The 25,852-nt window shown below is 58.7% G+C and carries 16 protein-coding genes; 6 read left to right on the top strand and 10 right to left on the bottom strand.

Annotated features, from left to right (window positions below; all coding sequences use genetic code 11):
- The first annotated feature begins 285 nt into the window (after positions 1–285).
- Positions 286–1,785 (top strand): SulP family inorganic anion transporter, encoded by a 1,500-nt coding sequence (locus tag G3M56_RS09435; protein ID WP_164362554.1) that lies wholly within the window; start codon positions 286–288, stop codon positions 1,783–1,785.
- Between the two features lie 112 nt (positions 1,786–1,897).
- Positions 1,898–2,752 (top strand): universal stress protein, encoded by an 855-nt coding sequence (locus tag G3M56_RS09430; protein WP_164362557.1) that lies wholly within the window; start codon positions 1,898–1,900, stop codon positions 2,750–2,752.
- Positions 2,753–3,491: 739 nt separating this feature from the next.
- On the opposite strand, the gene G3M56_RS09425 is transcribed toward G3M56_RS09430, so the two are convergent.
- Both G3M56_RS09425 and G3M56_RS09420 read right to left on the bottom strand, forming a co-directional pair.
- Positions 3,492–5,942: an FAD-dependent oxidoreductase gene (locus G3M56_RS09425; protein WP_164362559.1), complete on the bottom strand. Its 2,451-nt coding sequence runs from the start codon at positions 5,940–5,942 to the stop codon at positions 3,492–3,494.
- Positions 5,943–6,020: 78 nt separating this feature from the next.
- Positions 6,021–6,341, bottom strand: coding sequence for an ArsR/SmtB family transcription factor (locus G3M56_RS09420; RefSeq protein ID WP_164362561.1), 321 nt, complete (start codon positions 6,339–6,341; stop codon positions 6,021–6,023).
- A gap of 176 nt (positions 6,342–6,517) precedes the next feature.
- Between G3M56_RS09420 and G3M56_RS09415 the strand changes: the two genes are divergently transcribed.
- Positions 6,518–7,405 (top strand): DUF6268 family outer membrane beta-barrel protein, encoded by an 888-nt coding sequence (locus tag G3M56_RS09415; protein WP_164362562.1) that lies wholly within the window; start codon positions 6,518–6,520, stop codon positions 7,403–7,405.
- A gap of 9 nt (positions 7,406–7,414) precedes the next feature.
- The gene (locus G3M56_RS09410) at positions 7,415–8,137 is read left to right on the top strand and encodes a SanA/YdcF family protein (RefSeq protein ID WP_164362564.1); all 723 of its coding nucleotides are present in this window, start codon (positions 7,415–7,417) and stop codon (positions 8,135–8,137) included.
- Positions 8,138–8,159: 22 nt separating this feature from the next.
- On the opposite strand, the gene G3M56_RS09405 is transcribed toward G3M56_RS09410, so the two are convergent.
- The 3 genes from G3M56_RS09405 to G3M56_RS09395 are packed head-to-tail and all read right to left on the bottom strand — an operon-like array spanning position 8,160 to position 12,984.
- Positions 8,160–9,035 (bottom strand): hypothetical protein, encoded by an 876-nt coding sequence (locus G3M56_RS09405; protein WP_164362567.1) that lies wholly within the window; start codon positions 9,033–9,035, stop codon positions 8,160–8,162.
- A 59-nt stretch (positions 9,036–9,094) separates the two neighbouring features.
- The gene (locus tag G3M56_RS09400; protein ID WP_164362568.1) at positions 9,095–11,803 is read right to left on the bottom strand and encodes an AAA family ATPase; all 2,709 of its coding nucleotides are present in this window, start codon (positions 11,801–11,803) and stop codon (positions 9,095–9,097) included.
- 14 nt (positions 11,804–11,817) lie between these two features.
- A complete protein-coding gene (locus tag G3M56_RS09395) occupies positions 11,818–12,984 on the bottom strand; it encodes a metallophosphoesterase family protein (protein ID WP_164362569.1) in 1,167 nt (388 codons plus the stop codon).
- A 168-nt stretch (positions 12,985–13,152) separates the two neighbouring features.
- Between G3M56_RS09395 and G3M56_RS09390 the strand changes: the two genes are divergently transcribed.
- Complete coding sequence (locus G3M56_RS09390) at positions 13,153–14,001, top strand: DNA ligase (RefSeq protein ID WP_164362571.1); 849 nt, start codon at positions 13,153–13,155, stop codon at positions 13,999–14,001.
- Between the two features lie 12 nt (positions 14,002–14,013).
- On the opposite strand, the gene G3M56_RS09385 is transcribed toward G3M56_RS09390, so the two are convergent.
- The 5 genes from G3M56_RS09385 to G3M56_RS09365 all read right to left on the bottom strand — a co-directional run bounded on the left by G3M56_RS09385 (position 14,014) and on the right by G3M56_RS09365 (position 23,819).
- Positions 14,014–15,336: an alpha/beta hydrolase gene (locus G3M56_RS09385; RefSeq protein WP_164362572.1), complete on the bottom strand. Its 1,323-nt coding sequence runs from the start codon at positions 15,334–15,336 to the stop codon at positions 14,014–14,016.
- Between the two features lie 174 nt (positions 15,337–15,510).
- Entirely contained in the window at positions 15,511–17,124 is a 1,614-nt protein-coding gene (locus G3M56_RS09380; protein WP_164362574.1) for an ABC-F family ATP-binding cassette domain-containing protein, read from the bottom strand.
- Between the two features lie 172 nt (positions 17,125–17,296).
- Positions 17,297–18,016, bottom strand: a complete 720-nt coding sequence (locus G3M56_RS09375) for a hypothetical protein (RefSeq protein WP_164362575.1) — start codon at positions 18,014–18,016, stop codon at positions 17,297–17,299.
- A 2-nt stretch (positions 18,017–18,018) separates the two neighbouring features.
- Positions 18,019–20,130: a BamA/OMP85 family outer membrane protein gene (locus G3M56_RS09370; RefSeq protein ID WP_164362577.1), complete on the bottom strand. Its 2,112-nt coding sequence runs from the start codon at positions 20,128–20,130 to the stop codon at positions 18,019–18,021.
- A 29-nt stretch (positions 20,131–20,159) separates the two neighbouring features.
- Positions 20,160–23,819: a translocation/assembly module TamB domain-containing protein gene (locus G3M56_RS09365; protein WP_164362579.1), complete on the bottom strand. Its 3,660-nt coding sequence runs from the start codon at positions 23,817–23,819 to the stop codon at positions 20,160–20,162.
- Between the two features lie 311 nt (positions 23,820–24,130).
- On the opposite strand from G3M56_RS09365, the gene G3M56_RS09360 reads away from it, so the two are divergent.
- The gene (locus G3M56_RS09360) at positions 24,131–25,843 is read left to right on the top strand and encodes a glycosyltransferase family 2 protein (protein WP_235203355.1); all 1,713 of its coding nucleotides are present in this window, start codon (positions 24,131–24,133) and stop codon (positions 25,841–25,843) included.
- Positions 25,844–25,852 lie beyond the last annotated feature (9 nt).

The following is a 25,852-nucleotide window of genomic DNA, read 5'->3' as shown; positions in this document are numbered from 1 at the left end:
CATCGCCGTTCGCCCTTGCCTCACTCGAAAAAGATCTCCGCCATTCCGCCAATTTGAACGTTCCATTGGTATTAGGCATTAGCATTGGCATTGGAGATCCTGAGTGCCCGAAGTTCCCATTCTTTTCGGTTGATCCGGTAGGGGGATCGGGGCACAGGTGCTGGCTCACGTTCCGCGCGGTGCGTTCCTTGCATCTCGCGCTGATTTCCAGTGATTTGCGTTCGCTTTTTACGCCGTTCGCATGGCGCGCCGCGCGCTCGGATTCTACGATTTGCTCACATTCCCATGTCTTTTGCCTCAACATTTTCCCGCGACGAATGGTTCTCGAATATCTACCGCGACCTGCTTGCGGGGACTGTGGTGGCACTGGCATTGATCCCAGAAGCGATCGCTTTCTCGGCGATCGCTGGCGTTGACCCAGCGGTCGGATTGTACGCCTCGTTCTGCATCGCGGTGGTGATTGCGTTCACCGGTGGGCGCCGCGGAATGATTTCGGCAGCGACCGGTGCGATGGCGCTGTTGATGGTAACGTTGGTGAAAGAGCACGGGCTGCAGTACCTGTTTGCGGCGACTTTGCTGACGGGGGTATTCCAGATCATTGCAGGGGTGTTGAAACTGGGGAACTACATGCGATTCGTGTCGCGATCGGTGATGACGGGCTTCGTCAATGCGCTGGCGATTCTGATCTTCATGGCCCAGTTGCCGGAATTTGAGGGTCAGGGGATCACGATGTACGCCATGGTCGCCGCGGGATTGGGGATCATTTACCTTTTTCCGTACCTGACCAAGAAGGTGCCATCACCACTGGTGGCGATTGTCGTGCTGAGTTTGGTCGCTTACTTTTTCAAGTTCGACCTGCGTACGGTGAAGAATCTTTGCGGAGAATCCGGAGGCCTGCCTAGCGGGCTGCCTCAGTTCTTCTTCCCGGATGTGCCGTGGAACCTGGAAACTCTGAAAATCATCCTCCCGTACTCGCTGCCGCTGGCGATCGTCGGTCTGCTCGAGTCCTTGATGACCGCGTCGATTGTCGATGACTTCACCGACACCGATAGTGACAAGAACCGCGAATGCCGTGGTCAGGGGATTGCGAACATCGTCGCGGGTTGCTTCGGCGGCATGGCTGGTTGCGCGATGATCGGTCAGTCAGTGATCAACGTGAAGGCAGGTGGTCGTTCGCGTTTGTCCACATTGTGGGCGGGTGTCTTCCTGCTGATCTTGTTGGTGTTCTTTGGTCAGTGGGTTGAGCGTATCCCGATGGCCGCATTGGTGGCCGTGATGATCATGGTGTCGATCGGCACCTTCAGCTGGGCGTCGATCCGCAACATGAAGCACTTTCCACGCAGTTCGAGCGCAGTGATGTTGGTGACGGTTGGTACCACGGTTTTCACACACAACCTGGCTTGGGGTGTGGGTGCAGGTGTGTTGCTGAGCGCGGTGTTCTTTGCTGGTAAGGTGGCAAAGTTGTTCAAAGTGTCGTCGCGTCTGGAAAAGGGGGGAGAACATCGAACCTATTTGGTGTCGGGCCAGATCTTCTTCGCCTCGGCCAATGCATTTGTGGAGTCGTTCGATTTCCGTGAAGTACTGAGCAAAGTGACCATCGACATGAGCCGTGCGCACTTCTGGGATATCTCGGGTGTGGGCGCGCTGGACAAGGTCGTGCTCAAGTTCCGTCGCGAGGGTACCGAAGTTGACTTGATCGGGCTCAACGAGGCGAACTCCAACCTCGTCGACCAACACGCCGTGCACGATAAAGAGGGCGCGGACGACCTGATGGGTGGGCACTAAGCCATCGTATCTGGCGAGGTTGCGGACTTTTCGCTCGGAAACCTCGCTGATTTTACCTGATGTGGATTCCGCGCTTGGCGCGCCCCTTTGTTCTTTTTACCAATAATTCCCTATGTCGAAGATTCTTGCCTGCACTGATGGATCGGTTTACGCCCTGAGCACCTATGACCACGCTGCTTGGGCGGCTCAGAAGATGGAGGCCTCGGTGGATGTGCTGCACGTGCTGGACCAGCATCGCGAGGCACCGGCGGTGAGCGATTTGAGTGGCAATCTGGGCTTTGACGCCAGTGCCGAGTTGATGCAGCAGATTGCTGATGTCGAAGAAGCCAAGGGGAAGCTCGCCATTGAAAAAGCGAAAGTGATCTTGGCGGACGCCAAGAAGCGCTTCACCGAGGACGGAATCGAAAACGTGAACGTGATCCAGCGTCATGGTTCGCTGGTTGCGACCGTTGAAGAGTATGAAAAGGGTGCGGACCTGGTGGTGATCGGCAAGCGAGGCGAGGCTGCGGACTTTGATACCATGCACCTCGGGGCGAACTTGGAGCGCGTGATCCGTGCGAGCAAGATCCCTGTGTTGGTGGCAGCGCGGAAGTTCGAGCCGGTTGAGAAATTTTTGATCGCCTTTGATGGCGGTCCAAGTGCTGAGAAGGCCATTGAGTTCGTGGTGAACAACCCATTGCTCCAAGGGCTCGAATGCCACTTGCTGACGGTCGGGCGCGACAAACCATCAGCTGACGCGAAGTTGGCCGCAGCCCGCGAGCGATTGAGTGCCGCCGGGTTCAAGGTGACCGCCGAGATCGTCGACGGTGATGCCGATGAGGTGATCAGCCGCGAGGTGAAGCAACGCAACATCGACCTCTTGGTGATGGGCGCATACGGTCATTCGAAGATCCGCCAGTTGTTTGTGGGGAGCACCACGACCGCGATGGTGCGCACATGCTGCGTGCCTGTGTTGATGTTCCGCTAGGGCGTTGCTCCGTTTGTCGGGATCGGCAGTCGAAGGCGAGGCACGCCCGAATGATATTAACTTGGGGTGCGTCGTCTTGTCGGGAGCGGCCGGCGGGTGGATGATGCGCTTCGACGGTGTCGCAGCCTTGGCCTGAACCGTGTCTGCTCGGGATATCCCAGGGTGTGGTCGCCTGAGGCTTCCGTCACCCTAGGCTGGTTTGCGTCTCGCTTTCAGCGAGGGGATCTTGTGCCTTGGTTCATAACGCGACGATTTTCCGGTGAGCCAGCGGACTCATCTGCTGGTGCGGCGCACATCGTTGACCCCGTCGCCCCTGTAAACCGTCCCTACGGGACGCCTCATCCTTGAGCCTACCTCCGGAGGTTGAAACCTCCGGCTAACCGGTAATCTGTCGCTTCGCGACGGCCTTGATTGCTCGCAAATATCGTCCAGCGACTATGGTTGCTGTTACGGGAGCTTCCCTCATCGACTGCAATGAGGTGACCTTTCAAGTGGTATGAGAGGTGCGTTCCGCACCATGGCGGCTGGGCACGACCGCGCGGCTCCAATCGGCAATTAAGGGTCGTGCTCGATTGCTGCCGCGTTCCCGGTCACACGACCTGTTGGTTCAGTTTGAGTTTGGCGATCTCTGTGCCGCAAAAAATCCACCCGCCGGAGGGAGATCCTCCAGCGGGTGGATTGCGTTTTCGATCAGATGGAGGCGGGCTCGTTCAAAACCAAGCCCGCCTGGTTCATCCGATTAGATGAAGAGGTTGGTGCCGGCTTTGCCGGAGGCTCCGAGGAACTCGGCCACGCCACCGATCTCGACACCGTCGATGAGCTCTTCCTGACGGATACCCATGGCTTCCATCGACATGGCGCAAGCGACGAGGCGGGCGCCGCCCTTCTTGGCGTCAGCGAGGAGACCTTCGAGGTTAGGCAGGTCTTTCGAGGCCATGCGGTCCTTCATCATTTTCGCGCCCATGCCCATGTAGTTCATGTTGCTCAGCGGCAAGCGGTGGATGCCCTGTGGCAGCATGGTGCCGAACATCTTGTCCATGAAGGTCTTGTCCTTGATCGGTGGAGCTTCGTGCTTACGCAGTGCGTTCAAGCCCCAGAAGGTGAAGAACAAGGTGGCCTTGCCGCCCATGGCGAGCGCGCCGTTCGCGATCACCAAGGCAGCGAGTGCTTTGTCCATCTCCTGCGAGAAGACAACCAAGGTCGCGTCGTTGTTGATGGCGCCGCCAGTTGGGGTTGCGGTAGCCAAGGCGCTTCCGGCTTCCGGCTTGCGCAGACCGCCGATGATGACTCCGCCTTCCTTGCGGGCACCGAGGAACTCGTACTGGTTGGCTTCGCAGAAAGCAGGCAGGTCGTTGGCGAAGCCGCCGTCGCTTGCGCTGATTTCGAGCGAATCACCTGGGGCGAGCTTTGATGCGGCTTCCTTGACTCGCATGATCGGGCCAGGGCAGGCGAGGCCGGTGCAGTCGAGTTTGGTTGGGGCGGATGTCGGGGTGGTCATGGTTTGTGGGGCAGGTGTGGAAGTAGTTGGTTGTGGGGTTGGGGTGGCGTCTTTGCCTGGAGCTGGCACCAATGCCAGACCTCCAACCACGCTGGCTGCGTTGAAGCCGTTTTGTTTGAGGATGCGGGTGGCGAAATAGCTCATCTTGCCGAGAGCACAGACGGTCACTACCGGACGCGATTTGTCGATTTCGCCGAGACGGCTGCGGATCTGCTCAAGTGGAATGCTCACCGCACCTGGGATCGGGCGGATTTGCGCCAGATCTGCCGGGCGAACGTCGATCAACTGAGTGTCTTCGTCGGTCGGGAATTCGTAAACCACGTCGGTCAATCCGTCGCGAATGTTGCAGGCGGCGAAGGCGGCCAGGTTCACCGGGTCCTTGGCGCTGCCAAATGGCGGAGCGTACGAGAGCTCGACGTGGCACAGGTCGTCGATGGTCAATTTACCCACGATCGCGGTCGCAATGACATCGAGTCGCTTGTCCACACCGTCGGCACCCACAGCGGATGCGCCGAGCACGCGGCCGTCCTTCTTGTCCCAGAGCAACTTGAGCGTCAGGTTCTGGGCGCCAGGGAAGTATCCTGCGTGCTGGTGGGCGTTGATGGTGACATGACCGTAGTCAACGCCTGCGGCTTGGAGACGGCGCTCGTTGTGACCAGTGCTGCCCAGCGCCAAGTCGAACACACGGACAATCGCGGTGCCGAGGCTGCCCGGGTATTCCAATGCTTTGTCGCCTTGGAAGATGTGGTCGGCTGCCGTGCGGCCCTGGCGGTTGGCCGGGCCACCGAGTGGAATCGCGGCACGCTCGCCGAGGATTGGGTCGGCGGTTTCGCAGACGTCGCCCACGGCGTAGATGTCCGGATCGCTGGTTTGCTGGAATGGGTTGACGCTGATGTGGCCGCGGGCACCGAGCTCGAGTCCTGCGTCCTTGGCCAAACCGCTCTCAGGCTTCACGCCGATTGAAAGGATGACCAACCCGGCAGTCAGCGACTGGCCCGAGTTCAGGGTCGCGGTGATCTGATTGCCCTCGCGCTTGAAGCCGGCCACGCCGTCCTGCAGTACGAGTTCGATGCCATTCGAGCGCAATTCGGCTGCGATTGGCGCGGCGATTTCAGGGTCGACTTGTGGCAACACCTGCTCCTGCAGTTCCACCACACTGACTTGTTTGCCGATGTGCTTGAGCTGCTCGGCCATTTCCAGACCAATGAAGCCGGCACCGATCACGAGCACGCTGTCGACTTCGGCAGCTGCCGCTTTGATGCGGTCCATGTCCTGCAGGTTGCGCAGGGTGACGATCTTGTCGTCCTGGATGCCCTCGAGCGGTGGCACGATCGGGCTGGCACCAGGTGCGAGGATCAACTTGTCATAAGCGATGGTGTCGGTCGATCCATCGGCAAGGCGGCGGACAGAGACTTCCTTCTTCGCGCGGTCGATCGCGGTGGCCTCGGTGAGGGTTTCCACTTCGATAGCGAGAAGCTCGCGCAGCGACTCCGGGGTCTGCACGGCGAGGCGCTCACGATCGGCGATCTCACCGCCGATGTGGTAAGGAAGGCCGCAGTTGGCGAACGAGACGTCCGGTCCACGCTCAAGCATGATAATGCGGGCGGATTCATTCAGTCGGCGGGCGCGGGCGGCTGCGGATGCGCCACCGGCGACACCGCCAATGATCAGGATGGTTGGGTTGTTGTTCATAGGGATCGTGTCAGTCGATATTTGAAATTTAGAATAAATGGGCACAGTGATCCTGTGCTTTCGGTGGGGGGAGTGTGCTTAGTTACCGCAGCTTGGGCGGTTGAGTGAGTTGCGGAACGCGTCGCAGAACAATTTGATGCGTTCGATGTTGAGTTCGTAGCGCACTTCGTTGCCGTGAGGTGTTGCGCTGACCAGATCGGCCTTGCGTAGTTCCGACAGGTGGCGTGAACAGGACGGCTGCGAGAGAGGCAGGTGGTCGACCAAGTCACGGCATGGCGCACCGGGGTGGTCGATCAAGTAGGTCAGTAGCGCGATGCGGGCGGGATGCGAGAGCGCACCAGCGAACTCGGCCATCTCGATCGTCTCGCGGTCAAAGTCATCAATCTTAGCGAATGCCATATTCGACATGTAGAATAGATCGCGGCGTGTGCAAGTGGTTTATTTTATTTTTCGAATAAAGAATAAACGGGGCGGTGGACGGTTGTTGCGCGCCTTGTCAACGGTCCCGTAAGACTTGTGTCGATTCTTGAAGTCGTTATTTGACCAACTGTCTAAGAGATGTCTAACGTGGGCGCATGCGAATGACTCCCGTGATTTCATTGATGGTCGGACTGGCTGCTTCCGCGGTAGCGCAGGAATCCGAGCAAGCCACAGAAGAATCGTTCATTCCGAACTTTGCCGTTGGCCGGATCGGGTACGATTGGAACGACACCGCCTCCTTTTCCGATGTGGAAGGCGCCTCGATGAAGTACCAAGAGGCCTCGGTGAGCGGAAACTTCCCGATTCTGATGAACGACCAGGTCAAGTTCACCGGTGGCGTCCGCTACCGCTACAACCAAGTGGACTTTGGTCAGGCTCCGGTCCCATTTGGAAATGAGACCTTGGATCTGCACCGCATCGAGCTGCCATTTAATGTGTGGGTCGATCAAAGCGAGCGCTGGAAGTGGTGGTTCAGCGTCCAGCCTGGGCTTGCCTCTGACTTTGAATCGATCGACTTCGACGACATGACAGTGACTGCGCTCGCCCTCGCATCGTACAAAGTGAGCGATACGTTGAAGGTGGCGTTTGGTGGTTACTACTCGCACGATCTGGGTGAAGCACGTTTGTTGCCCGCTATTGGTGCAATCTACCGTCCGAACAAGAACTGGATGCTGGCGTTGACCGTCCCTCGTGGGGAGATCGCCTACGCTCCAACACGTGACTGGCTTATTGCCGTGCGTGCTTATCCATCCGGTGGTGGTTGGAACGTGTCGACACCAGGTGACAAGGACCGTGACTTCAACTACGCCTCGGTGAAAGCCGGTATCGGGGTGGACCGTCGCTTGAGCGGCCGCTTCTGGGGTTATGTCGAGGGCGGTGTACGGTTTGCCCAGAATGTGGAACTCGAGGGGGCAAAGCCTTCCTTTGATCACGATCTGGACACCACGGCCTACGCCAATGTCGGGATCAAGGTGCGCTTCTAATTCCTGACAGTGGAGCCCGACCCAAATGAGCTTCAATCGGAGCCCTCACTGACCACTCCCTGGCGTCGCCGTTGGTGGTTTCGGTGGGGGCTCCGTCTGTTGTTGGCTCTTGTGCTGGTGATCGTGGTGGCCGACGTCCGGGTTCGACTTGCGGCACGCGGACGTCTGTACGATTCGGCCAGTGCTTTGCCGGATGAGGGCAGGGTGGCACTGGTGTTAGGGTGTTCTCCTCTCACCGTCGATGGGCGGCCGAATTTGTTTTTTGAAACACGCATGGACCGCGCGGCCGAGCTTTGGCACTCGGGGAAAGTGCGGGCGCTGATTCTCTCAGGCGACAACAGCGAACGTTATTACAACGAGCCCGCTGCGATGCGAGCAGCCTTGCTGGAGCGGGGCGTGCCGAAAGAATCGCTGGTCCGTGATTTCGCCGGGTTCCGGACACTGGACTCAGTGGTCCGCTCGTCCGAGGTTTTTGGGCAATGCGAACTGGTCATTGTGAGCCAGCGTTTTCACAACCAGCGCGCGATCACAATTGCGCGGCATCATGGAATTGATGCGGTTGGCGTGAATGCCTCAGCAGTTCACGGAGTGGGGGGAGTGAAGGTGTGGCTGCGCGAGCGCCTGGCGCGGGTGAAGCTGCTGCTTGATTTGTACGTGTTGCGCACCGAACCGCGGTTTCTCGGAGAGCCGGTGGAGGTGCCGCCGCCCGATGCTGCGAGCGGCGGCAGGTGACATACAGCGGTGATGGATGCCGTTATTTAGGCGTTGTGGCTTCCTCTTGTTCCTTGCGCAGGGCTTCCTGATCGAGTGCGCGCAGGCGGAGGGTCGCGAAGTAGGAAAGGATGGATTCCGCCGGGTCCTCCGGACGGACCACCGCTTTCGCTATGCAGCGTTCTAACACAAGCTTGAGTCGATCCGGAGCGACCTCGACGTGAGAGAAGCAGGCGTTGAAAAGTGGCCGCACCGCTTTCTCGAGCTCCTTGGTTTTGATGTCCCAGTCTACGGTGGCTTCGACGAGGAGTTTTTTGAACTCCTCATTTTCCATGTCTGCCAGAGCTTGGGGCATTTCCTCGAGCACCCGTTGGCGGCGTTTCGTGGTCTCCTGATAGGCATCGAAATCATCCTTGGTCACCATTCGGAACTCATCTTCGCTCCGTTCTTTCAGAGCTTTCTCGATCTCTTCTCTGTCTCCAACAAACCGCGCGAGGTTGCGCGTTGCGGCTGGTGCGTGATCAAGGGACGCCCGGTATCTCCCACCATAGGTGGTAAGCCACTGCACGAAGAAATCCAGGTCTTCCGGCACCTTCGTGGGATCATTTTCGTGGCCTCTCCATAACGCCACCAGACGACAGGTTGCCTTTACCTCCGCGTTGCGGGCTGCCATTAGAGCCTCAGTGGCTTGCAGGATGTTTTTACGCTGATCTTCTGGAACGTTTTGTTCCTCTAATGCGGCGGCGAGTTCTTCCAGAGCCTTCTCACCATCTTTCTTTGATTCGCTGATGCTCTTGGCGACTCCTTCTGGCGTCGGGTTGGCTGCCGTGGCGTTATGAGGTAGCACGACGAGGGAGGAGATTCCAAAAATAAGCGCGGTCATGACCGCGCCCGTCCGGGCAATGTATGTTGTTTTCATATAGTCCGAACGGGTGGTGTTTTTGTTGTGTTAGGGAGTCTTTCGGATTTGTGGGTTCGTCATGTTCCGAGGCCGACTTCGCGTTGAGCCAGTCCGGTGTAGTTTTCCGGGTGGCAGCTCAGAAGGATGATCTGCAAGCCGCTCTCAGCGCCTCGGTAGAGCACTCCTTGAAGCTTTTTGATCCGCTCGCGGTCGGCGTGAGTGAAGGCATCGTCGAGCACGATTGGTAATGAGCCGTCATGATCTGCCGCCAGCACTTTCGCCATAGCCAGTCGGAGCGCGAGCGCGACTTGTTCGCGGGTACCGTGGCTCAGCTCTTCGAATGGATAGATGCCGAGTCCTTGAGAGGATCGGTCGATGCGGATGGAGTCGATCGCGGTGGCGTCATCGTTCCATTGAATACGGACTTTTGATCCGACTCCGTAGAGGTGTTCCAGAAACTCGGACGTGGCATCTTCAAGCGGCTTGGCGAGCGCCTCGGATGTTTTTCGCTGAGCTTCCTTCAAGTGCTCGAGCAGGAAGCTTTTGGCTGCGTGGTTCTCAGTTTCCGCTTCGACCTGTGCGGTGACGCGTTCGAGTTCGGCTTTGGCTTCCGCCAGTTCGCGTTGTGGGTCTGACGATCCGGAGGTCTCCAACCGCGTGCGTGCCTCAATCGCGCGGCGGTTGGCGTCGTCAATGGCATGGCCGGTATTCTCCTGAGCCTGGGTGAGGCGACGATGGTCGGTTTCCAACTGAGCGGGAGCGAGCTCGGCGAGAGCTTCTTGCTGGGTTCGCTCTGCTTTGCGGGCAATGTCGAGCTTCCCCTCGAGCTCCAGAATGCGCTGGGTTCGTGAGTCACCGGCTCCGAATTGCTCGACCAGCACACTGAGTTTGGTCTTTAGGTCGCGCGCGGCGTATTCAGCCTGTTGGAAGTCCTTGCGCGCCGCGTCGATCCTCTCGCTCAAGCGGTTGATCTGCTGTTGCTGTTGTTCCCGCGCGATTGTGGCTTCTTTGGTCTCGGCGAGTTGTTTTTGAAGCGTGTCCTTCGCGGTGTCCAGGGCGGATCGTGCGGCGTCGAGAGAGTCTTCGAATTTGATTTCGCCGAGGGATTCCGTGAGACGGTCACGGATGGATTTCAAGCGGGTGATCTCTTCTTCAAGTTCGGCCATGCGTCTGCCGACGGTCTCGGCGTCGAGGGCGTGCAGCTCTGCGGCGAGGGCATTGCGGGAACTCTCCGCCCGTGCGCGCTGCTCCTGTTGCTCCTCGGCGTCGCCAACCGATTCCACGCCCAGCTTCTTGAGCATCGTTGCCAACTGCTCCTGAGTGTGGCGGGCATGTGTTTTGGCCTGATTCAGGTCGTCCGCGCCGCCTGGAGTCAACCGAATGCTGGTGCCGTCACCGACTGTGAGCGTCGCTGGTTGGTCCAGTGTCGCGCTTGCACCTGCAGCCAACGCGTCGCCGTCGATTGCCACCGCGTCGCTGGCGGTGAGTACATCGATCTTGAGAGACGTTGCTTCCAGCCGGGATTGGGCAGCGTCCGCCTCGCGCTCGGCGTCGCGAAGTGCCTTGATCGCAGTCGCGCTAAAGATGGCGAGCTTCGCTGCGGTATCAGATGCAGCCTTGCGATCCTTCTCAAGCTCTTGGATGCGTTGCTGTTTCTTTTCCAGTGATGCGACCTCCGCGCTGCAGCGCAGCAGGTTGACGTGTGCATCCAGAGCCTCGGCCAACAGTTTGGTATTTTCGCCAGCCGCGCTTCGCGAGCGCACCGCATCCTCCGCATGTTGCAGGGCAGCTCTGGCTGATTCGAGGTCTGATTGATGCCCGGCCAGCGTCTCTTTCAATGGGGCCACTTGTGAGTCGGCAGCGCTTTGCTGTTTCTCCAACGCGCGAATTGTCTGGTCGCTCTTCTGCAAGTCCTTGAGCTGGCTCTCTATGGTCTCGCGCTGCTCCTGCTTTTCCTTCAGCGCAGCGCTCACTGCCTGGGCTTGCTGTAGTTTGGTGGTGATTTGGCCAAGTTCCTTGCGCACCTCCTCAGCCCTGGCTGTGTGGCGTGTGAGATCGTGCGTCGCGTTGGTCAGTGAGTTCGCGGCACGGCTGAGCTGGTCCAATGCGTCCTGACGCTCGGCAACCAGAGCGGTCAGTTGTTGCTCGCTTTGCTGGAGTTTGTCCAACTTTGAGCCGGTTCTGAGTCGTCCGGTCGGGGTGTAGGACTCATCGTAAACCTGTTGCAGCCTGTTGATCACTGCGTTGTCGGTGTCGCTGATCATCAAGTCGTCACCGCTGAGGGATCGCAGCTTCTTTTGCAGGGTCTTCTGTTGCTCGCTTACAGCTCCTGCTGGCGATCCATTGCTCGATCCTTGCCAGACCCACAAGTGGGCCCATCGGTTCTGGAGTTGCTTCTCAGCGCCTCTTCCGCCGAGCGCGCCGTCGACGTGCAGCAACTCGGCGAGCGTGGTGTCCGCAGCATCGCTCGTGAGTGGAGCTTCGCCTTGTTTGGTCAGGGTGGTGGCACCACTTGAGCCGAACTTCTTGGTCAGAGTGTAGTGTTCGCCGCCGATCTCGAGTTGTAGTTCCACCACAGGCAGGTCGCTGCTGCCCGTGCGTTGCATTGAAGTGTGCACTGCACTGGTGCCCCTGGGCTTGAGGAAGAGGCAATGGTGAACCGCTTCCGCCACGGTACTCTTACCCGATTCGTTCGGGCCGTGGACCAACGAGATCCCTTGATCCAATGAGACATCGAGTTGCTCGTGGGTGCGGTAGTTTTCCAACCGGACGTTGAGGATACGCATGACTTGGTAGCGGGTTAGTGGCTAACGGCTTGAAGTTGGATGTGAAGTTCACGCAGCGCGCGTTTGGCGACCTCGTGCTCGGGGTGGTCGGGGTTGCTGGCAAGACCGTGGAGTGACTGGGCAACGCCGGCAATCAGTGGATCTTCGCGTTCAACCAGGGCGGCGAGCTCATCAGCCGACGGCTCCACGGTGAACTCACGGGTGAGCCGCAAGTCGATCAAGCGGGACTCCAACGACTCTACCAGAGCCTCGAGATCGTTCGCGCCTGTGAGGGACAGCGTGCCGCTGAGGTTGAGTTTGAGCAGGTGGTTGGCGCTATCGTTCTCCAAGATGGCTTCGAGCTCCCGCTTTAGATGGTCCAATGCGGCATCATTCGGAAGCTCCATCGAAAGTTCGTGCCATCCCATGCGGCCCGTCGACTCGACCTGGACTGCAGGGGGGGGGCTCTCATCCAGTGTGACGACGAGTGCATTGCCCGGTTGGTTGTCTCCTCCTTTTGCGTGACGGTCCTGTTCGGGAGTGCCGGAATACCAGGCCTGTGGGGTGATTTGTTTGGTTCCGTGCCAATCTCCCAGAGCAATGTAATCGTAGTTCGCGCCGGCGATCCGGCTGAGCTCCATCTGATTGGTCACATCCGTCGTGTCGTCGTCCGCGTTGGACGAAAACCCCTGGGTGCTGCCGTGCGCGAGCACAATGCGGGGGCGGTCCGACGGCAGGTCGTCCTGCTCCACGTGGAGCCACGCCGTCGAGTCGCCCGCGTTGTGGCGATGAAGCAGCGGGCAGGGAAGGATTACCGCATCTTCGAGAATGTAGGGCTCCGGCTTGAGGAGAACCTTGAAGTTAGGCGCAAGTGCGTCTCGTTCTTTGAGGAAGAACGGCTGGGTCCAGATCGTGCCGGGGCCGCCGTGGTCGTGGTTGCCGGGAATGGCGATCACCGGCACGCCTAGTTTGCCCACCGCTTTGCAGAACGCGGAGACCGTCGATTTGTCCGGTGTGAACGAGTCAAACAAATCACCGGCCACGACGACAAAGCTTGCTCCGTGTTGGTCCACCAAATCCTTCAAAGACGCGACCGTATCAATGCGTTGACGGCGCAGGTGTTCGCGCTTTTCGGTGCTGGCGATGGATTGGAAAGGTTTGCCGATTTGCCAATCGGCGGTGTGCAGAAATGTGAGACTCATAGGTGCGGTGGCTTGGGCTGGCTATGATGGCAAGAATGGCCGGATGCGCGACTCAAATGCAGCGGTGATGATGGCTTTTATCAGATCAGAGTGACATTAACCAAGAGGGGCGGACATTTTCAGGGGGATGGATTGACAGATTGCAGCGCTGATCAGTAAAAGGTTTACATGTTTGTTAGAGTGATTGCGGTGTCGGTTTTAGCAGTGATGGTGGGCGCGGCTGGAGAGGCTCCGGCGCTACAGCATGCCAAAACCTATGCCGAGGTGGTGAAAGGTGGGCGCCTCGAGTTGGCGGAGTATTGGGTGAGTGAGAAGCTCGATGGGGTGCGGGCCTTCTGGGACGGGACGAAGTTGCGCAGCCGGCAGGGCAATGTGATCCATGCGCCGCAGTGGTTCATCGAAGGTTTGCCTGAGAATGTTGTAATGGACGGTGAATTGTGGGCCGGGCGGGGAAAGTTCGAGCTTGTGAGCGGGACGGTCCGGCGGGAGGTGCCGGAGGATGAGGCGTGGCGAGCGGTTCGTTACTGCATCTTCGATTTGCCCGAGCACGGTGGGATCTTTGATGAACGCGTCGTCGCCATGCGCCGCCTGGTGGAAAACGAGGGCACTCCGTGGCTGGTGGCGGTCGAGCAATTTCGGGTGCAGAGCGTGGATATGCTGCACGCCAAGATGGATGCGGTGGTGCAAGCGGGAGGCGAAGGGCTGATGCTTCACCGGGGTGGTGCGCGCTATCAACACAAGCGCACTGATGATTTGATCAAGCTGAAGCCGCTTGAAGATGCCGAAGCGGTGGTCGTCGGGTACGTCCCGGGGAAGGGGAAGTTCGAGGGAATGCTGGGTGCGCTCGAGGTCCAGTTGCCCAATGGAGAGCGCTTCAAGATCGGTACCGGCTTCTCCGATGACGAGCGGCGTAATCCGCCCGCCATCGGGGAGATAGTAACATTCCAATATTCGGGGCGCACCGCGAACGGCATTCCCCGATTCGCCCGCTTTTTGAGGGTGCGGGTGGCGCACTAGGCGCCCGCCGGACTACAGCGCAACCGGAACCTGTACTGGATAGACCTGCTCAGGGTCGCCGCGCTCGGCCGTGCTGCGTACGATGGCCTCCATGCTGGCCTCAACCTGTCCCTTGAATACCTCGTCGCCGTTGATGCGGATGGTCACTGGCTTGGCGAGATCTGCGAGTGACTCGTCGAGATAGACGCGCAGCTTGAGGTTTTGTGGCTCGCTTAGCTTTCCGTCCTTCTCTGTGTGGGCGGTGAGGTTGATCACGTTGCCCTTCGTGGCTTCGGCAGTGAGTTTCAGCGGGAGGTCGCCCTGGTAGTCATCGAGTACGAGCCAGTAAAGGCGGTTGCGGTGACGGTCGTGCTGTTTGATCACCGTCCACGTGATGGTCTTCGGGGTTGGGGTGCGCTCGTATTTTGAGATCCAGCGCGGGCCGTGTTCGTAGTCGATGCCGTGGCCCATGCCTTTTTGTTCGTCGTGGAAATTGATGTACTGCCCAGGGTTTGCCTCCGCCATTTTTGCCAACTCTTTGAAGTAATCGCGCGCCAGAATGTGGCGGTTGAACATGGTGTCGTTCTCGCCAATGCCGCAGCGGAAGGCGACATGGCGCAGGTTTTCCGGAGGCGATGTGTTGAGAGGTTCGGAGGCGGCCATACCGCAGGCGCCGGCCCAGCGGTCTGCCATCATCGAGCCGAGGCGGAAGGCGGCGTAGCCCCCCTCCGAAATCCCCATGATGAAGAATTTGTTCGGATCCGCATCGTTGAAAAGGATCGCGGAGTGGATCATGCGGTCGATAAACTCCTGATTGTACCCGTAGTACCAGCGGCCATCGCGGTCGTCCGCCATGCGCGGGATGATATAGAGCCCCGGCGCATCCCACTTGGTGGTAGCGAGGTGCATTTGCGCCAACCATTCCTTTGTGTTCACCGGCCACGTTTGGGCTTCGGTTGCGTGTGGGTTGCGTCCGCCTCCGTGGAAGCAGAAATAGACCGGCCAGCCGTCTGCAGGTTTTTCGCCATTGGTAATGACGACATATGGCATGGTCTTCTCACCGAGCTTGGCGACCAGTGGTTTGATTTGGTTGCCGTTGATCCAGTCGTCCATTTTGCGGGCGTCCGTGGGGATGTTTTTATCCCACCCGAGCTTTGTAGCCGCCGCTTTGTACTCTTGCCACACTTGTTGTTTGGCTAGCTCGACCTTGTCACGGGAGTTGAGCTCCTGGCTGGCGAAGGATTCCGGCAGTTGGCCGCGCTCTGCGGCAGGGCTGGCAAACCAATCGGAGAGTGGAGAGGCCATTGCCGTGGCACAGCAAACAGTTGATGTAACAAGCGTAGTCGTGATCTTCATAATCTGGGAGTAGCGGCGCGTTTCTACGCCGGGGATCGACCAAACCTTGGTACAAAATCATGCGGCGTCGCGATTTGCGTGGGAGCCTAGCAGTTCACGTGTTGGTGGAAAACAAAAACTCCCCGCACCGGGCGCATTGCCGGTGCGGGGAGTGAAATGAATCGTCAAATGGGATTACTTCGCGGTGACACCGCCGCGTGCGTCATCGCCGAGGCCGGACTTCTCCAAGTAGTAATCGTAGCCGCCAGTGTAGCGGGTCACTTCGCCGTTGTTCACGTGGAGTGTGGTGGTGGCGAGGTTGCGGATGAAGTGGACATCGTGCGAGATGAAGACGAGCGTGCCCTTGTAGTTCTTGAGCGACTTCACCAGCGACTCAATCGAGAGGAGGTCGAGGTGGGTGGTCGGTTCGTCCATCAACAGGAGGTTCGGTGGATCGACGAGGAACTTCACCAGGTTCAAGCGCGACTTTTCACCACCGGAGAGCACCTTGACGCGTTTGTGGACGTCGGTGCGGCGGAAGAGGAACGAGCCGAGCACCGAGCGGGCGTCGTCTTCGTTGAACTCAGGGTTCGCTTCGAGCACTTCTTCGAGCACCGTGTTGTTCTCGTTGAGTGAGTCGGCGCGGTGCTGCGAGTAGTAGCCCATTTTGGTGAGGTAGCCCATTTTGATGTCGCCTTGATCGATCGGGACGATTCCAGCGATAATCTTGAGCAAGGTCGACTTACCGGCACCGTTTGGTCCGACCAGTACAATGCGGTCATCGCGCTCGATGGTGAGGTCCAGACCTTTGTAGATCTTCTTGTCGCCGTAGGCCTGGTGGATGTTGGTCAGCTCCACGACCTTCTGGTTCGAGCGAGGTGGCTCAGGGAAGTTGAACTTGAAGAGCTTGCGCGGTGGGTTCGGCTTCACCACCTCGGCACGCATTTTCTCCACCTGCTTGATGCGGCTTTGAACCTGCGATGCCTTCGAGGCGACCGAGCGGAAGCGGTCGATGAACTCTTCCACACGCTCGATTTCCTTTTGTTTGTTGCGGTAGGTCTGAAGCGCCTGCTCATAGCGCTTGCCGCGCTCTTCGAGGTAGTTCGAATAGTTGCCGGTGTAAGTGATGAACTTTTCGGCATCGATCTCAACGACGGTTTCCGCCAACGAGTCCATGAAGTCGCGGTCGTGCGAGATCATGAAAATTGCGCCGGGATAGCTGTGCAGGTAGCGCTCAAGCCACAGCAACGAAAGCAGGTCGAGGTGGTTGGTAGGTTCGTCGAGCATGAGCAAGTCAGGCTCCATCACCAGAAGGCGTGCCAAGTGGGCGCGCATCACCCATCCGCCGGAGAACTCGCGGGCAGGGCGGTTCATTTCCTCTTCGGCATATCCGAGGCCGCCGAGAATCTTCTTGGCCTTGGGTTCCAACTGGTAGCCGTTGTTCGCGTCGAAGACGTCCTGGGCTTTGGCAAAGGCTTCGGTGCCGTGCTCGCCCTTGGCTTCACCTTCACGCAACACGCGCAGAGCTTCCACCATCTCCGGATTGATGCCGATGGCGATTTCCAACACGGTCTCGTCGGTAGGGTCTCCTGCTTCCTGGGCGAGGAAGCCCACGATGGCGTATTCGTCGCGGTCGACGGTGCCTTCATCGGCGTCTTCCTTGCCGAGGATAATGTTAAAGAGAGTCGACTTACCTGCGCCGTTTGGTCCGACCAAGGCCATGCGCTCGCCCCAGTTGATGGTCATTTCGGCGTTCTGGAACAGAGTCCGTCCGCCCATGGTTTTGGTGAGATTCTTGATCGTAAGCATTGGTCGTAAAGATGGTTTTTCGCGCGCGTGCGGTTGCGCGAGAACCAAGCACACGATTGCACGGTTCTCCAGTGCGGAGTTTGGCGATCAGGCTCGCTACATCAATGGTCGGCCGCGACGTGTCCGCACTCCCGTGGCAAGATTGCTGCGGATTAGGGATCGTGAGTCGGAGCTATTTGGCAACCGATTGGGCGCGGGCGATGCGCTGGAGGAGGTCGAGCCTGCGGTTGGGGGGGACCTCGAAACGGCGGCCGTTGATGGTTTGGGCAAACCAGCTCGCCGGGGTGGATTCACTGGACTCGGTGGCCTCCACCGCCTGCCGGGGAACCAACAAGCCCCAGCCATCGGGAAGCTCATAATTGGCACAGACACCCGGTGGGGCCACGAGGATCATTTGGTTGGCGCAGTTCGCTGTGAACATGCGGCTCACGATGGATTTGCCGTACCATTTCTCCCGCATGGCGTGGATCTTTTCCTGCAGGCGCTCAATGGCTTGTTCGCTGGCGGCACGCGAGTTGGCGTCGCTGGCCATGGCAAACAGATCATCACCGGAGGAGCTGGAAGTGGACGGGCTGGCGGCCAACCCGCCCTGAAGTTGATTCAACTCATCCTGCATGGCGGAGAGTCTGTTCACGTCCGCGGTGCGGGGGCGTCCGGCGAACTCAAGGAACTCGTCGCGCGTGGCCACACAGGTGAAGATGAAGGTACTGCCGATCGGGTCGCCGCCAGGATCCGATGAGACGGCATAAGCCGCGCAATCGACAGTGACGTCACGCAGCATGGTGGCTACGTTCAGAGCCGCAGCGGTGAAGCCGGAGGCATTCGCCCATTCGAGCAGGCGCTTCTGCAGCTGGGCGTGGGCGTGTGTTGAGGGGGATTTGAATTGCTTCACGGTTAGAATGAGATGCCGATCACAAAGTGGAGGGTGCCTTCGGTTTCCCCATCGTCGTGCGTCATATTGTGGCCGTATTCAAGTCGAATCGGTCCTGTCGGGAGGTTCACCCGGAGGCCGGCGCCTACCGCGACCTCGCTGTTAGAGAAATTCAGTGGATCAGTAGATTCGGTGACATTTCCGGCATCGGCAAACAAGACGAACTTCACCGGGCCTTTGATCGGGCCTACCAATTCCGCACTGGCGAGTTTGTAAGAATTGCCGCCGATGGGTTTTCCGCTTGGGGAGTAGGGCGGGCCCCGACGTTCGCGGAAGCTGCGAATGCCCGACGCTCCGCCTTGGAAGAACCGTTGGTCGATGGGAACGGTGCGTTCGCCGTCTGGTTCGTAGAGGGCACCGCCGGCACCTACCAGTCGGATGTGGCTGCTATCTCCCAGCGGAAGATACCACGCGAGCCGGGCGTCGGTGCGGATCAGGTTCACATCGCTGCCGAGGAACCCTCCGGCCGCATCCACATTGAGCGCCGCTATCCATCCCTTGCGTGGGTTCACAGCGTCGTCCCGCTTGTCATAGCTTTGGTTGATGCTGACTTTTGAGAAATAGTAATCGGTTGGCCCTGTGAGTGTCTCGGCGATTTCCAGTCCGCTGATGTCGGTGAATGCACCGTCGAGCCCGAGTGAGAGCTTGTAGTGCTCGTTCGGGCGGAACTCGAGCACACTCTGCCAGCCGTATTCGAACTTGTCGTAGGCCGCGTAATCCCGCGCAATCGCAAACAACCGCGCCTGATACATCGTGCGGTCACCGAAGATCCAAGGAACGCCATAAGCCAGGTCGCCTCTGAGCCCCAGCGCCGAGTACTCGAACTCCACATCAAACCGATGCATCTTGCCCAGTACGTTGTGGTCGCGGTACTGGATCCCGGAGTAGCCACCACTTTCGCTGCTAACTCCACCGGAGACGCCGATGCGCTTGGAGGTGCCCTCGTGGATGGTCAATGTGTAGTCGATTGTGTTGTCCGGCTCGACGATTTCTTCCACGTCGATGCGGCTGAATATCCCGGTTCGATACAGCGTCTCGAGCTTGGCCTGGAAGCGATCGGCACTGTACAGCGTGCCCTTGAGGCTGCGGAAACGTCTGTCGAGTGCGCTTCGCTTGGTGCGCTCGTATCCGAGGAAGTTGATTTCCCCGACATTCAAAAGTCGGCCGGGGAGCACCGCCACAGTGAGGTTCATGCGGTTGCCCTCGATCTCTTGGGTGAAGCGGGTTTGTGTGTTGTAGTAGCCTTCTTTGTCAAAAGCTGCGGCAATCTCCTGCTCAAACTGAATCAACCGCTCGGCAGTTGCTGTCTCTCCTTTGATCTTCTCAATCGCGGGCTGAATCAACCGGCTCTCTCCCGTCTCCAGATCGACCAGAGTGACCTTGCCGAATTGAATCAGAGGGCCTGTATCGACTGATAGCTCGAGTGGATAACGGTTTTGTGCGTCGGCGGCCTCGGGGATCTTAAGCTCAACCGTGGCCAGCCAGTACCCTTGGGAATCCAGCCACGCTTCGACGTTTTTCGTTCCCCGCTGGATCAGCCTCTCTACAAACGGGATGAAATCGCGCTGGATGTCATCGCTGGTGATACTTGGCGCCAGCAGGATCTCCCGCATCAACTCTTCATCGAGGGAGGCCCCTCCAGTAGTGGTAATAGTGACCTCGCCCACTGCCGCAGCCGGTCCGGTATCCACATTGAGCCGGACGCTCATCGAGTTGACCAGCTCCCAATCGATCCGGGCTTCGGGGTACCCATGCTCGTGGAACAAGCGCTCGAAAATGAAAGCGAGGTCGTCGGCAACCGCCCGCGTTGCAGGTGGCTCCAACAAGTAGTCAATGCGCCGGCCCGCGAGCGCTCTCATATCCTCCTCTAACTTGGCATCTATCCCTTCGATGTTGAGTTGAACCTGGCTGGTTTGCGCCTCTGAGCTGAGGGATGCGCGGTTGATCCATTGCTTGATCTCACCTTCAAAGTTGCGCGCGGGAAGATCGTCGTCCTGAGCCGTGGCGGTAGCAATGGCAAGCCAAGGCGCCAGTACGGCAACAAGAGGAAGTGACAATCGGAGGGGAGTGGTCATGCGGGATGGAGGGCTCGCGACACGGAAGGTTAATCAAGCGGATAGTTATAGATCAAGGCCGCACGTGAGTCGCTCTCATCGTACTCAACACGGAAGCGCAGGCGGTCGGTGAGTTCTGCCTCTGCTGAGTTCGATCGCTTGCCGGTGAGCCGGTTGGTTTCGCCGATTCCCACTTCGATGTTGCTGATGAACCTCAAACTGCCCGCAATCCAGCGCATGATGCGCGAGCGGTCCTGGTCAGCTGCTACTTTTTGGGATAACAACATCACCGCTTTGAGTGCTGCGGAGCCACCGCCTTCCAGGTTGCTGCGAGTGGAGCCTGTGGCAAGAAGGGTAAGCACATCCTGCCGCGGGAGGTAGGGGGTGGAGGTGAAGATGACTTGGGGAGCGGTTGCGCTCCCGCTCACGAAAATCTGGATTGTGTGACGCGCCGCCTGGCTCTGGGCTTGAACATTGATCCTAGGGGTCAGCCCGTAGGCTGGCCGGAAGACGGCTGTGGCCTGTGTCACGTCGATGCGGGTGAATGGTAGTTGGGCAGAACCCCGCAATACCTTTGCTTCACCAAACAACTCAGGCTTCTTCAGCGATCCGCCCACGTGCACCGCAGCCACCGCATCTGCTGTCGCGATGTCGGTGCGAACCCGGGCCTTGTCCGCCGTGGTGACATGGACGTCCAGTTTGCAGGTATCCAGAAACGAGGGGGCGGGAGGCTCGGTGTTACCCTCATCGGAGTCTGTGGCAGGTCCGGTCGGCGTGGTGCTGAAGGTGGGGAGTTGATGGGGTGTTCCTGCGCCACCGGTGGAATCGGTGGAGAGAATGTTGAACTCTTTGTAATAAAGCGGGCGCACCAGTCCGACGTCTCCGGCGAGTGTCGACTCTGCTAGTGTGCCGGTGTACGTGAGGTTGGCATCGGCGCGGATGGTCATGGCGTCGTCTCGGTAGACCAGGGCTTCGTCGGTTGCGAGCCGAAGGTCGAACGCGGGCTGGGTCATCGTGCTCAAGTCGACTGTGCCGCCGAGTTCGTACTTTCCTCCGGCCGACTCGAAGGAGCCGTCGGTGATCGTGAGTTGGTTGTTCTCAGTGGAGGTCTTCAGGCTAAGGTCTCGCAGTCCTGGGAATACCGGTAGGTCAAAGCGGGCGACTGCCACCTGCAGGTTGGTGGAGCCTGATAACATCGGGTTGCCCACGGATCCGGTCATTCTCGCTCGCACGGTGAGCGAGCCTTTCAATTCTTCGATAACCGGCGCCAGCGGTGCGAAGGGCTCCAGCGGGATGGACTCAACAAGCGCATCAACCTCAAGGTTTTCACTGCTGATTTCACGCTCTTTCTTTACCCATGCCAGAGGCTCCCAAGGCATGCGGCCGGTCATCTTCAAGCTCGTCAGATCCCCGTATTTTACGGCGGCATCGAGTTGGGTCGATTGGTCTGCGCTGAGGTCGATTTGAATCGAGATCGGCTCGCCGATTGGGTCGCTGGCGATACGTAATTGATCGATCTGTGCGGCGAGATCCACTGCCGGCGCGTGGTCGGCACGCTTGGTCCGGGTGACGTCGACTTCCACATCGATTTCCCCGGAGGAGATGCCTAACGAATCGCTGGATAGTCCGCCCAATTCGAGCAGCGGGTCGAAGTCGGCCAGACTCGCAGCTTTTAGCGACAGCTTTAGTTCGATTGGATCGGCTGATTCGAGCAGCACTTCAGGAGAAGCGATCGATTTCAGAGGGAAGGGAAGGTCCGCAGTAAGGTCGAGTTTTGCCCCACTGTTGTCATGGGTCACGGTGAGGCGCGGGATCCCGAGACGCTTGTTCTTCCAGTCCACTCCGCCGGCTATGTTGAGTTCGTTGACTTCGGCCTCAAGGTTACGGGCGTAGGCGTGATTTTTGGCTAACCCGGCTTCGAGCGATGCGGTGAGGTCGGGGAATGACGAGGCGCCGATGAGCTTCACCGTGTTGACCCGGCACGTGCCGGTGTAGTGCGCGTTTTTCCCGAAGCGCATATCGAAGTTACTGGTGGCATCGAGAGTGACGTCACCGTCGATGGGTAACTGTGCTCCGCTCCAGGCGACCGTTTTTGCCAGCGGGAACTCAGGTGTGATCTGCAGCGCCAGGTCACCGGTGAGTCCAAGTGATTTGATTGTGAATGTTCCGCTGCCGGCAATTTCGGGATTGCCGATGGCTGGGGCGCTGACGTTATCGCGGACTCTAACCTGCCAGTCGATGGGGGAATGGAACGCGCCATCGCTGTCGACATCGACCTCTATGTCGAGATCCAAAGCATCAGCCAGCGGGCGGCCGAGCGCGTTGAGCGTGGCATGTGGGTACCACGCATCTGAATGAGGAGAGGGGGCTGTGGTGCCTTCGAGGACGACAGCCAACGCGGGCATCGCATCGCCCGGGCGGACGTGGTACTCAGACAGCGCTTCGTGAAGATCTGCAACTTCGAGGCGCAAGGACTCGGTGGTGATCTGCGTCCACGGGCGTTTGTGAGTAAGTTTCGATACAGGGAGGGTCGCGTTCTTTAACTCGAGGTGCTTATGAGGTGCTTTTACGCTTAAAACGTAGGATCTCAGGGTCGCGTTTTCGGCGCCGGCATGAAGCGAAATGTCACCTAAGCGCCGTTTCCCAAGTGCGAAGTCCACCACATTCAAGCGGGTGTCCGCCTCCAAGGTTTCGAGCACCTTGCCGGCTCCCAGTTTACCTGCGAGGCTCAGTTTGGTGATGCGGCCGGAGGGTAGGAACAGGCGCTTGTCGAACAGCGACTCAAGAAATTGATCGAGCGCATCGAAGTCGATTTCCCCGTTGGTGATCTCGAAGGCGAATGTGCGGTCCTCGGAGATCTCACCACTCAGGTCCCCGCCAAAGAGGTGGCTGTCGAGGGTGATCCTGAGCTGCTCGTCGTCGGCTAGTGTCAGGGCGGCCAGCTTCACTTGGACAGCATCACCGAGCGCGAAGTTTTGCAGGCGAACCCTCCGATCCTTGGGCTTAAGCTCGAGTTGGAACCCAAGCATCGGATCGAAACCAGCCACTGAAGTCTCAGCCAGACTGAGTGAGATGGCTTCGGCTCGGTCGACGGTCAGCTCAGCGTTCTCGACCTCGAAGGTTTGAGTTGATGGCGTCGTCAGGCGGAGGGTCTCGATCTCTATCCGGGCGCGGGTGCCGGCGGTGAAGCGTTGAATGGTTTGAAAGAGGTCGCCGGCTTGTTCTCCCGCAGGGCGTTCGTTTTTTTTCGGTTTTGGTGGCTCAGCTACCTTCTCTTGTTCGAGTAGTCTGGCATCGGTAGAAACGCCGAGTAAGTCCAGTCTAGTGACCGGCTGCGCCAGATTGCCTCGTAGCCACCGCCACCAGTCGAGGTCCACCTCAAGTGAGCCAGCGGTGGTTGAGGAAACCACGCCGGTGCTCTCGTTGGTCTCGACTGAGATTTCGCGGCAATTGATGCCGGACCACAAGCTCCCACCTGCCTCCCACTGGAGTGTGATGCCGCGTTTTTCCAATTGGTCGGGAACGATGGAGCCTAGTGCCCAGCGGAAGATCGGTCCGTTGATAGCCCAGACCGCGACGAGGATGAGTATTGCCAATACGGCCAGTCGTTTGAGCCAACGCCGCCTCTTCTTGGGCTGGGGCGGCGACGGTTCCGCGGGGGGATCGGTCGGCACCCGGCGATCTCGGTCGGATGGTGGATCTGATGGCATTGGAGTGGAGCTTAGTGGTTATACGCGCAGCGGGCGAGTGTCGATTCCCGCCATCTATGATTTCGTCGGCTCTGGTGGCGTGGCAGCAACTCTCTGATCCTAAGCCAGGTCGACGGCGCCTCGGGCGGTGAGGTGGGCGCTGTTTGTTTGGGTGTAGCTTCGCGTTTCTCCATTCTGCGCCGCGCCCGTTGGATTTTGGTTATTATCGTGGGTTGGGCTTGTCGAATTGGCCTAATGCGCGTAGTTTCTGCGCCTTCCATGAGGAGCCGGATGTGCCGCGCAACCATCGCCACTGAAGATGCGTGCACACAATGGAGAAACGAGCCCCCGACGTGATCACCAGTATGTTTAGTGACTTTCCAGGATTGCTTTCGAACCTTTTGCTTTTCGTGGGGCTGTTTTTACTGGTCCGTAATCTCGACCCGCAGAAGGGCTGGTTGCGGTTCGCTCTGGCTGGTCTGGCGATCTTCTTAAACGTTCGCTACTTCAACTGGCGGCTTGGCACGACAATGGATCCGTTCCTTTCCAGCGCGGAATCTGTGTGGCAGTGGGGCTTCTTTGTGGCGGAGTTGGTCGCGTTGTGCTCGCTCTCGTGGCACTTGATTGTTTTCATTCAGCGCCCGCGCAAGCCGGAGGAAAAAGGATACCGCCGTCTGGACCCGGATGGAGATTGCCCGTCCGTGGATGTATTCATCGCCACCTACAACGAGGAGTTGGAGATTTTGCGTCCCACGATTCTGGGCGCGAGTGCGATCAATTATCCAAACGTTAACGTGTACGTGCTCGATGATGGCGAGCGCGGTTGGCTGGAAGAATTGTGCGCCGATGCCGGTGTCCACTACGTGACGCGTCAGGACCGGAGTGGGTTCAAGTCGGGCAATTTGAACAACGCACTCAAGCAGGCCAAGGGTGACTTCATCATGTGTCTCGACGCGGATTTTGTGGTTGATCCGGACATTCTATTGGAGACGTTGGGCTACTTCGATGATGACGCCGTCGGTATCGTGCAAACGCCTCAACACTTCGACAATCCAGACGCCATTCAGCTCAACTTGAACGGCGGACAGTCGTGGCCTGAGGAACAACGCATCTTCACCGACGTGATGCAGCCGTGCCGCGACAACTGGGACAATGCATTCTGCTACGGCACGAACTTTGTGGTTCGTCGCGAGTGCATCGACCGCATTGGTGGGTTCCCGGTCGAGTCGATTTGTGAGGATCTCCTGCTCACCTACAAGCTCAAGGAGCACGGATGGATCACGCGTTTCCATCTGGCTCCGTTGGCGCTCGGCAAGGCGGCGGACACACTCAGTACCTTCATCACCCAGCGGGTGCGTTGGTGTACGGGGACCTTGCAATGTTTGTTTTTGAAATCCGGGCCGATCCGCTCACGCGGGTTGTCGCTTTTGGACCGCGTGTTCTTTTTCGACACGATGGGGTATTACCTGAGTTCGATCTGGTTCTTTTTCGTGCTGATTGCTCCGGCCGTTTTCTGGTGGACCGGGCGCGCGCCATTTGACTCCGACAACGGTCACCTGCTGATGATGTTCGCGCCGCGGGTGCTGGTTTCGACTCTGGTTCTCTATTGGCTTACCGAGCGAAAGGTGATGCCGGTGATCTCAGAGCTGGGGCGATTCGTCAGCGTCTTCCACATTCTGCGCGCGATCTTTGTCACATTAATCAACCCGCGTGGAGGTGTGTTCAAAGTGACGGATAAGAACCTGAGTCGTGACCGGGCCACGATCAACTGGCAGGTCGCCACACCGCATCTGGTGCTGCTCGCGGTAACGCTTGGCGGAATGGCGAAGACCTTCTTGTTTGGTCTGCCTGCCACGAATTTTGCCAACGAGAACCTCGGTCTGATTCTTGCTCTTACCACCTTCTACTTGTGGATGACATTCCTGGCCTTGCTGGCCTGCGTGGAGCCTCCATTCGCTGCGGATGGCAGCCGCTCGTCCTTGCCGGCGACCACCGGCAGTTTCCGTAAATCATTCTTTTCCCTGGCGCGCAAAGTCGCCCAGTAACCAATCCCT

The organism is Sulfuriroseicoccus oceanibius, from assembly GCF_010681825.2.
In the GTDB taxonomy this organism is placed as follows: Bacteria; Verrucomicrobiota; Verrucomicrobiia; order Verrucomicrobiales; family SLCJ01; genus Sulfuriroseicoccus; species Sulfuriroseicoccus oceanibius.
Note: the sequence above shows the minus strand (reverse complement) of the source record. Positions and strands in the feature narration are given on the sequence as shown.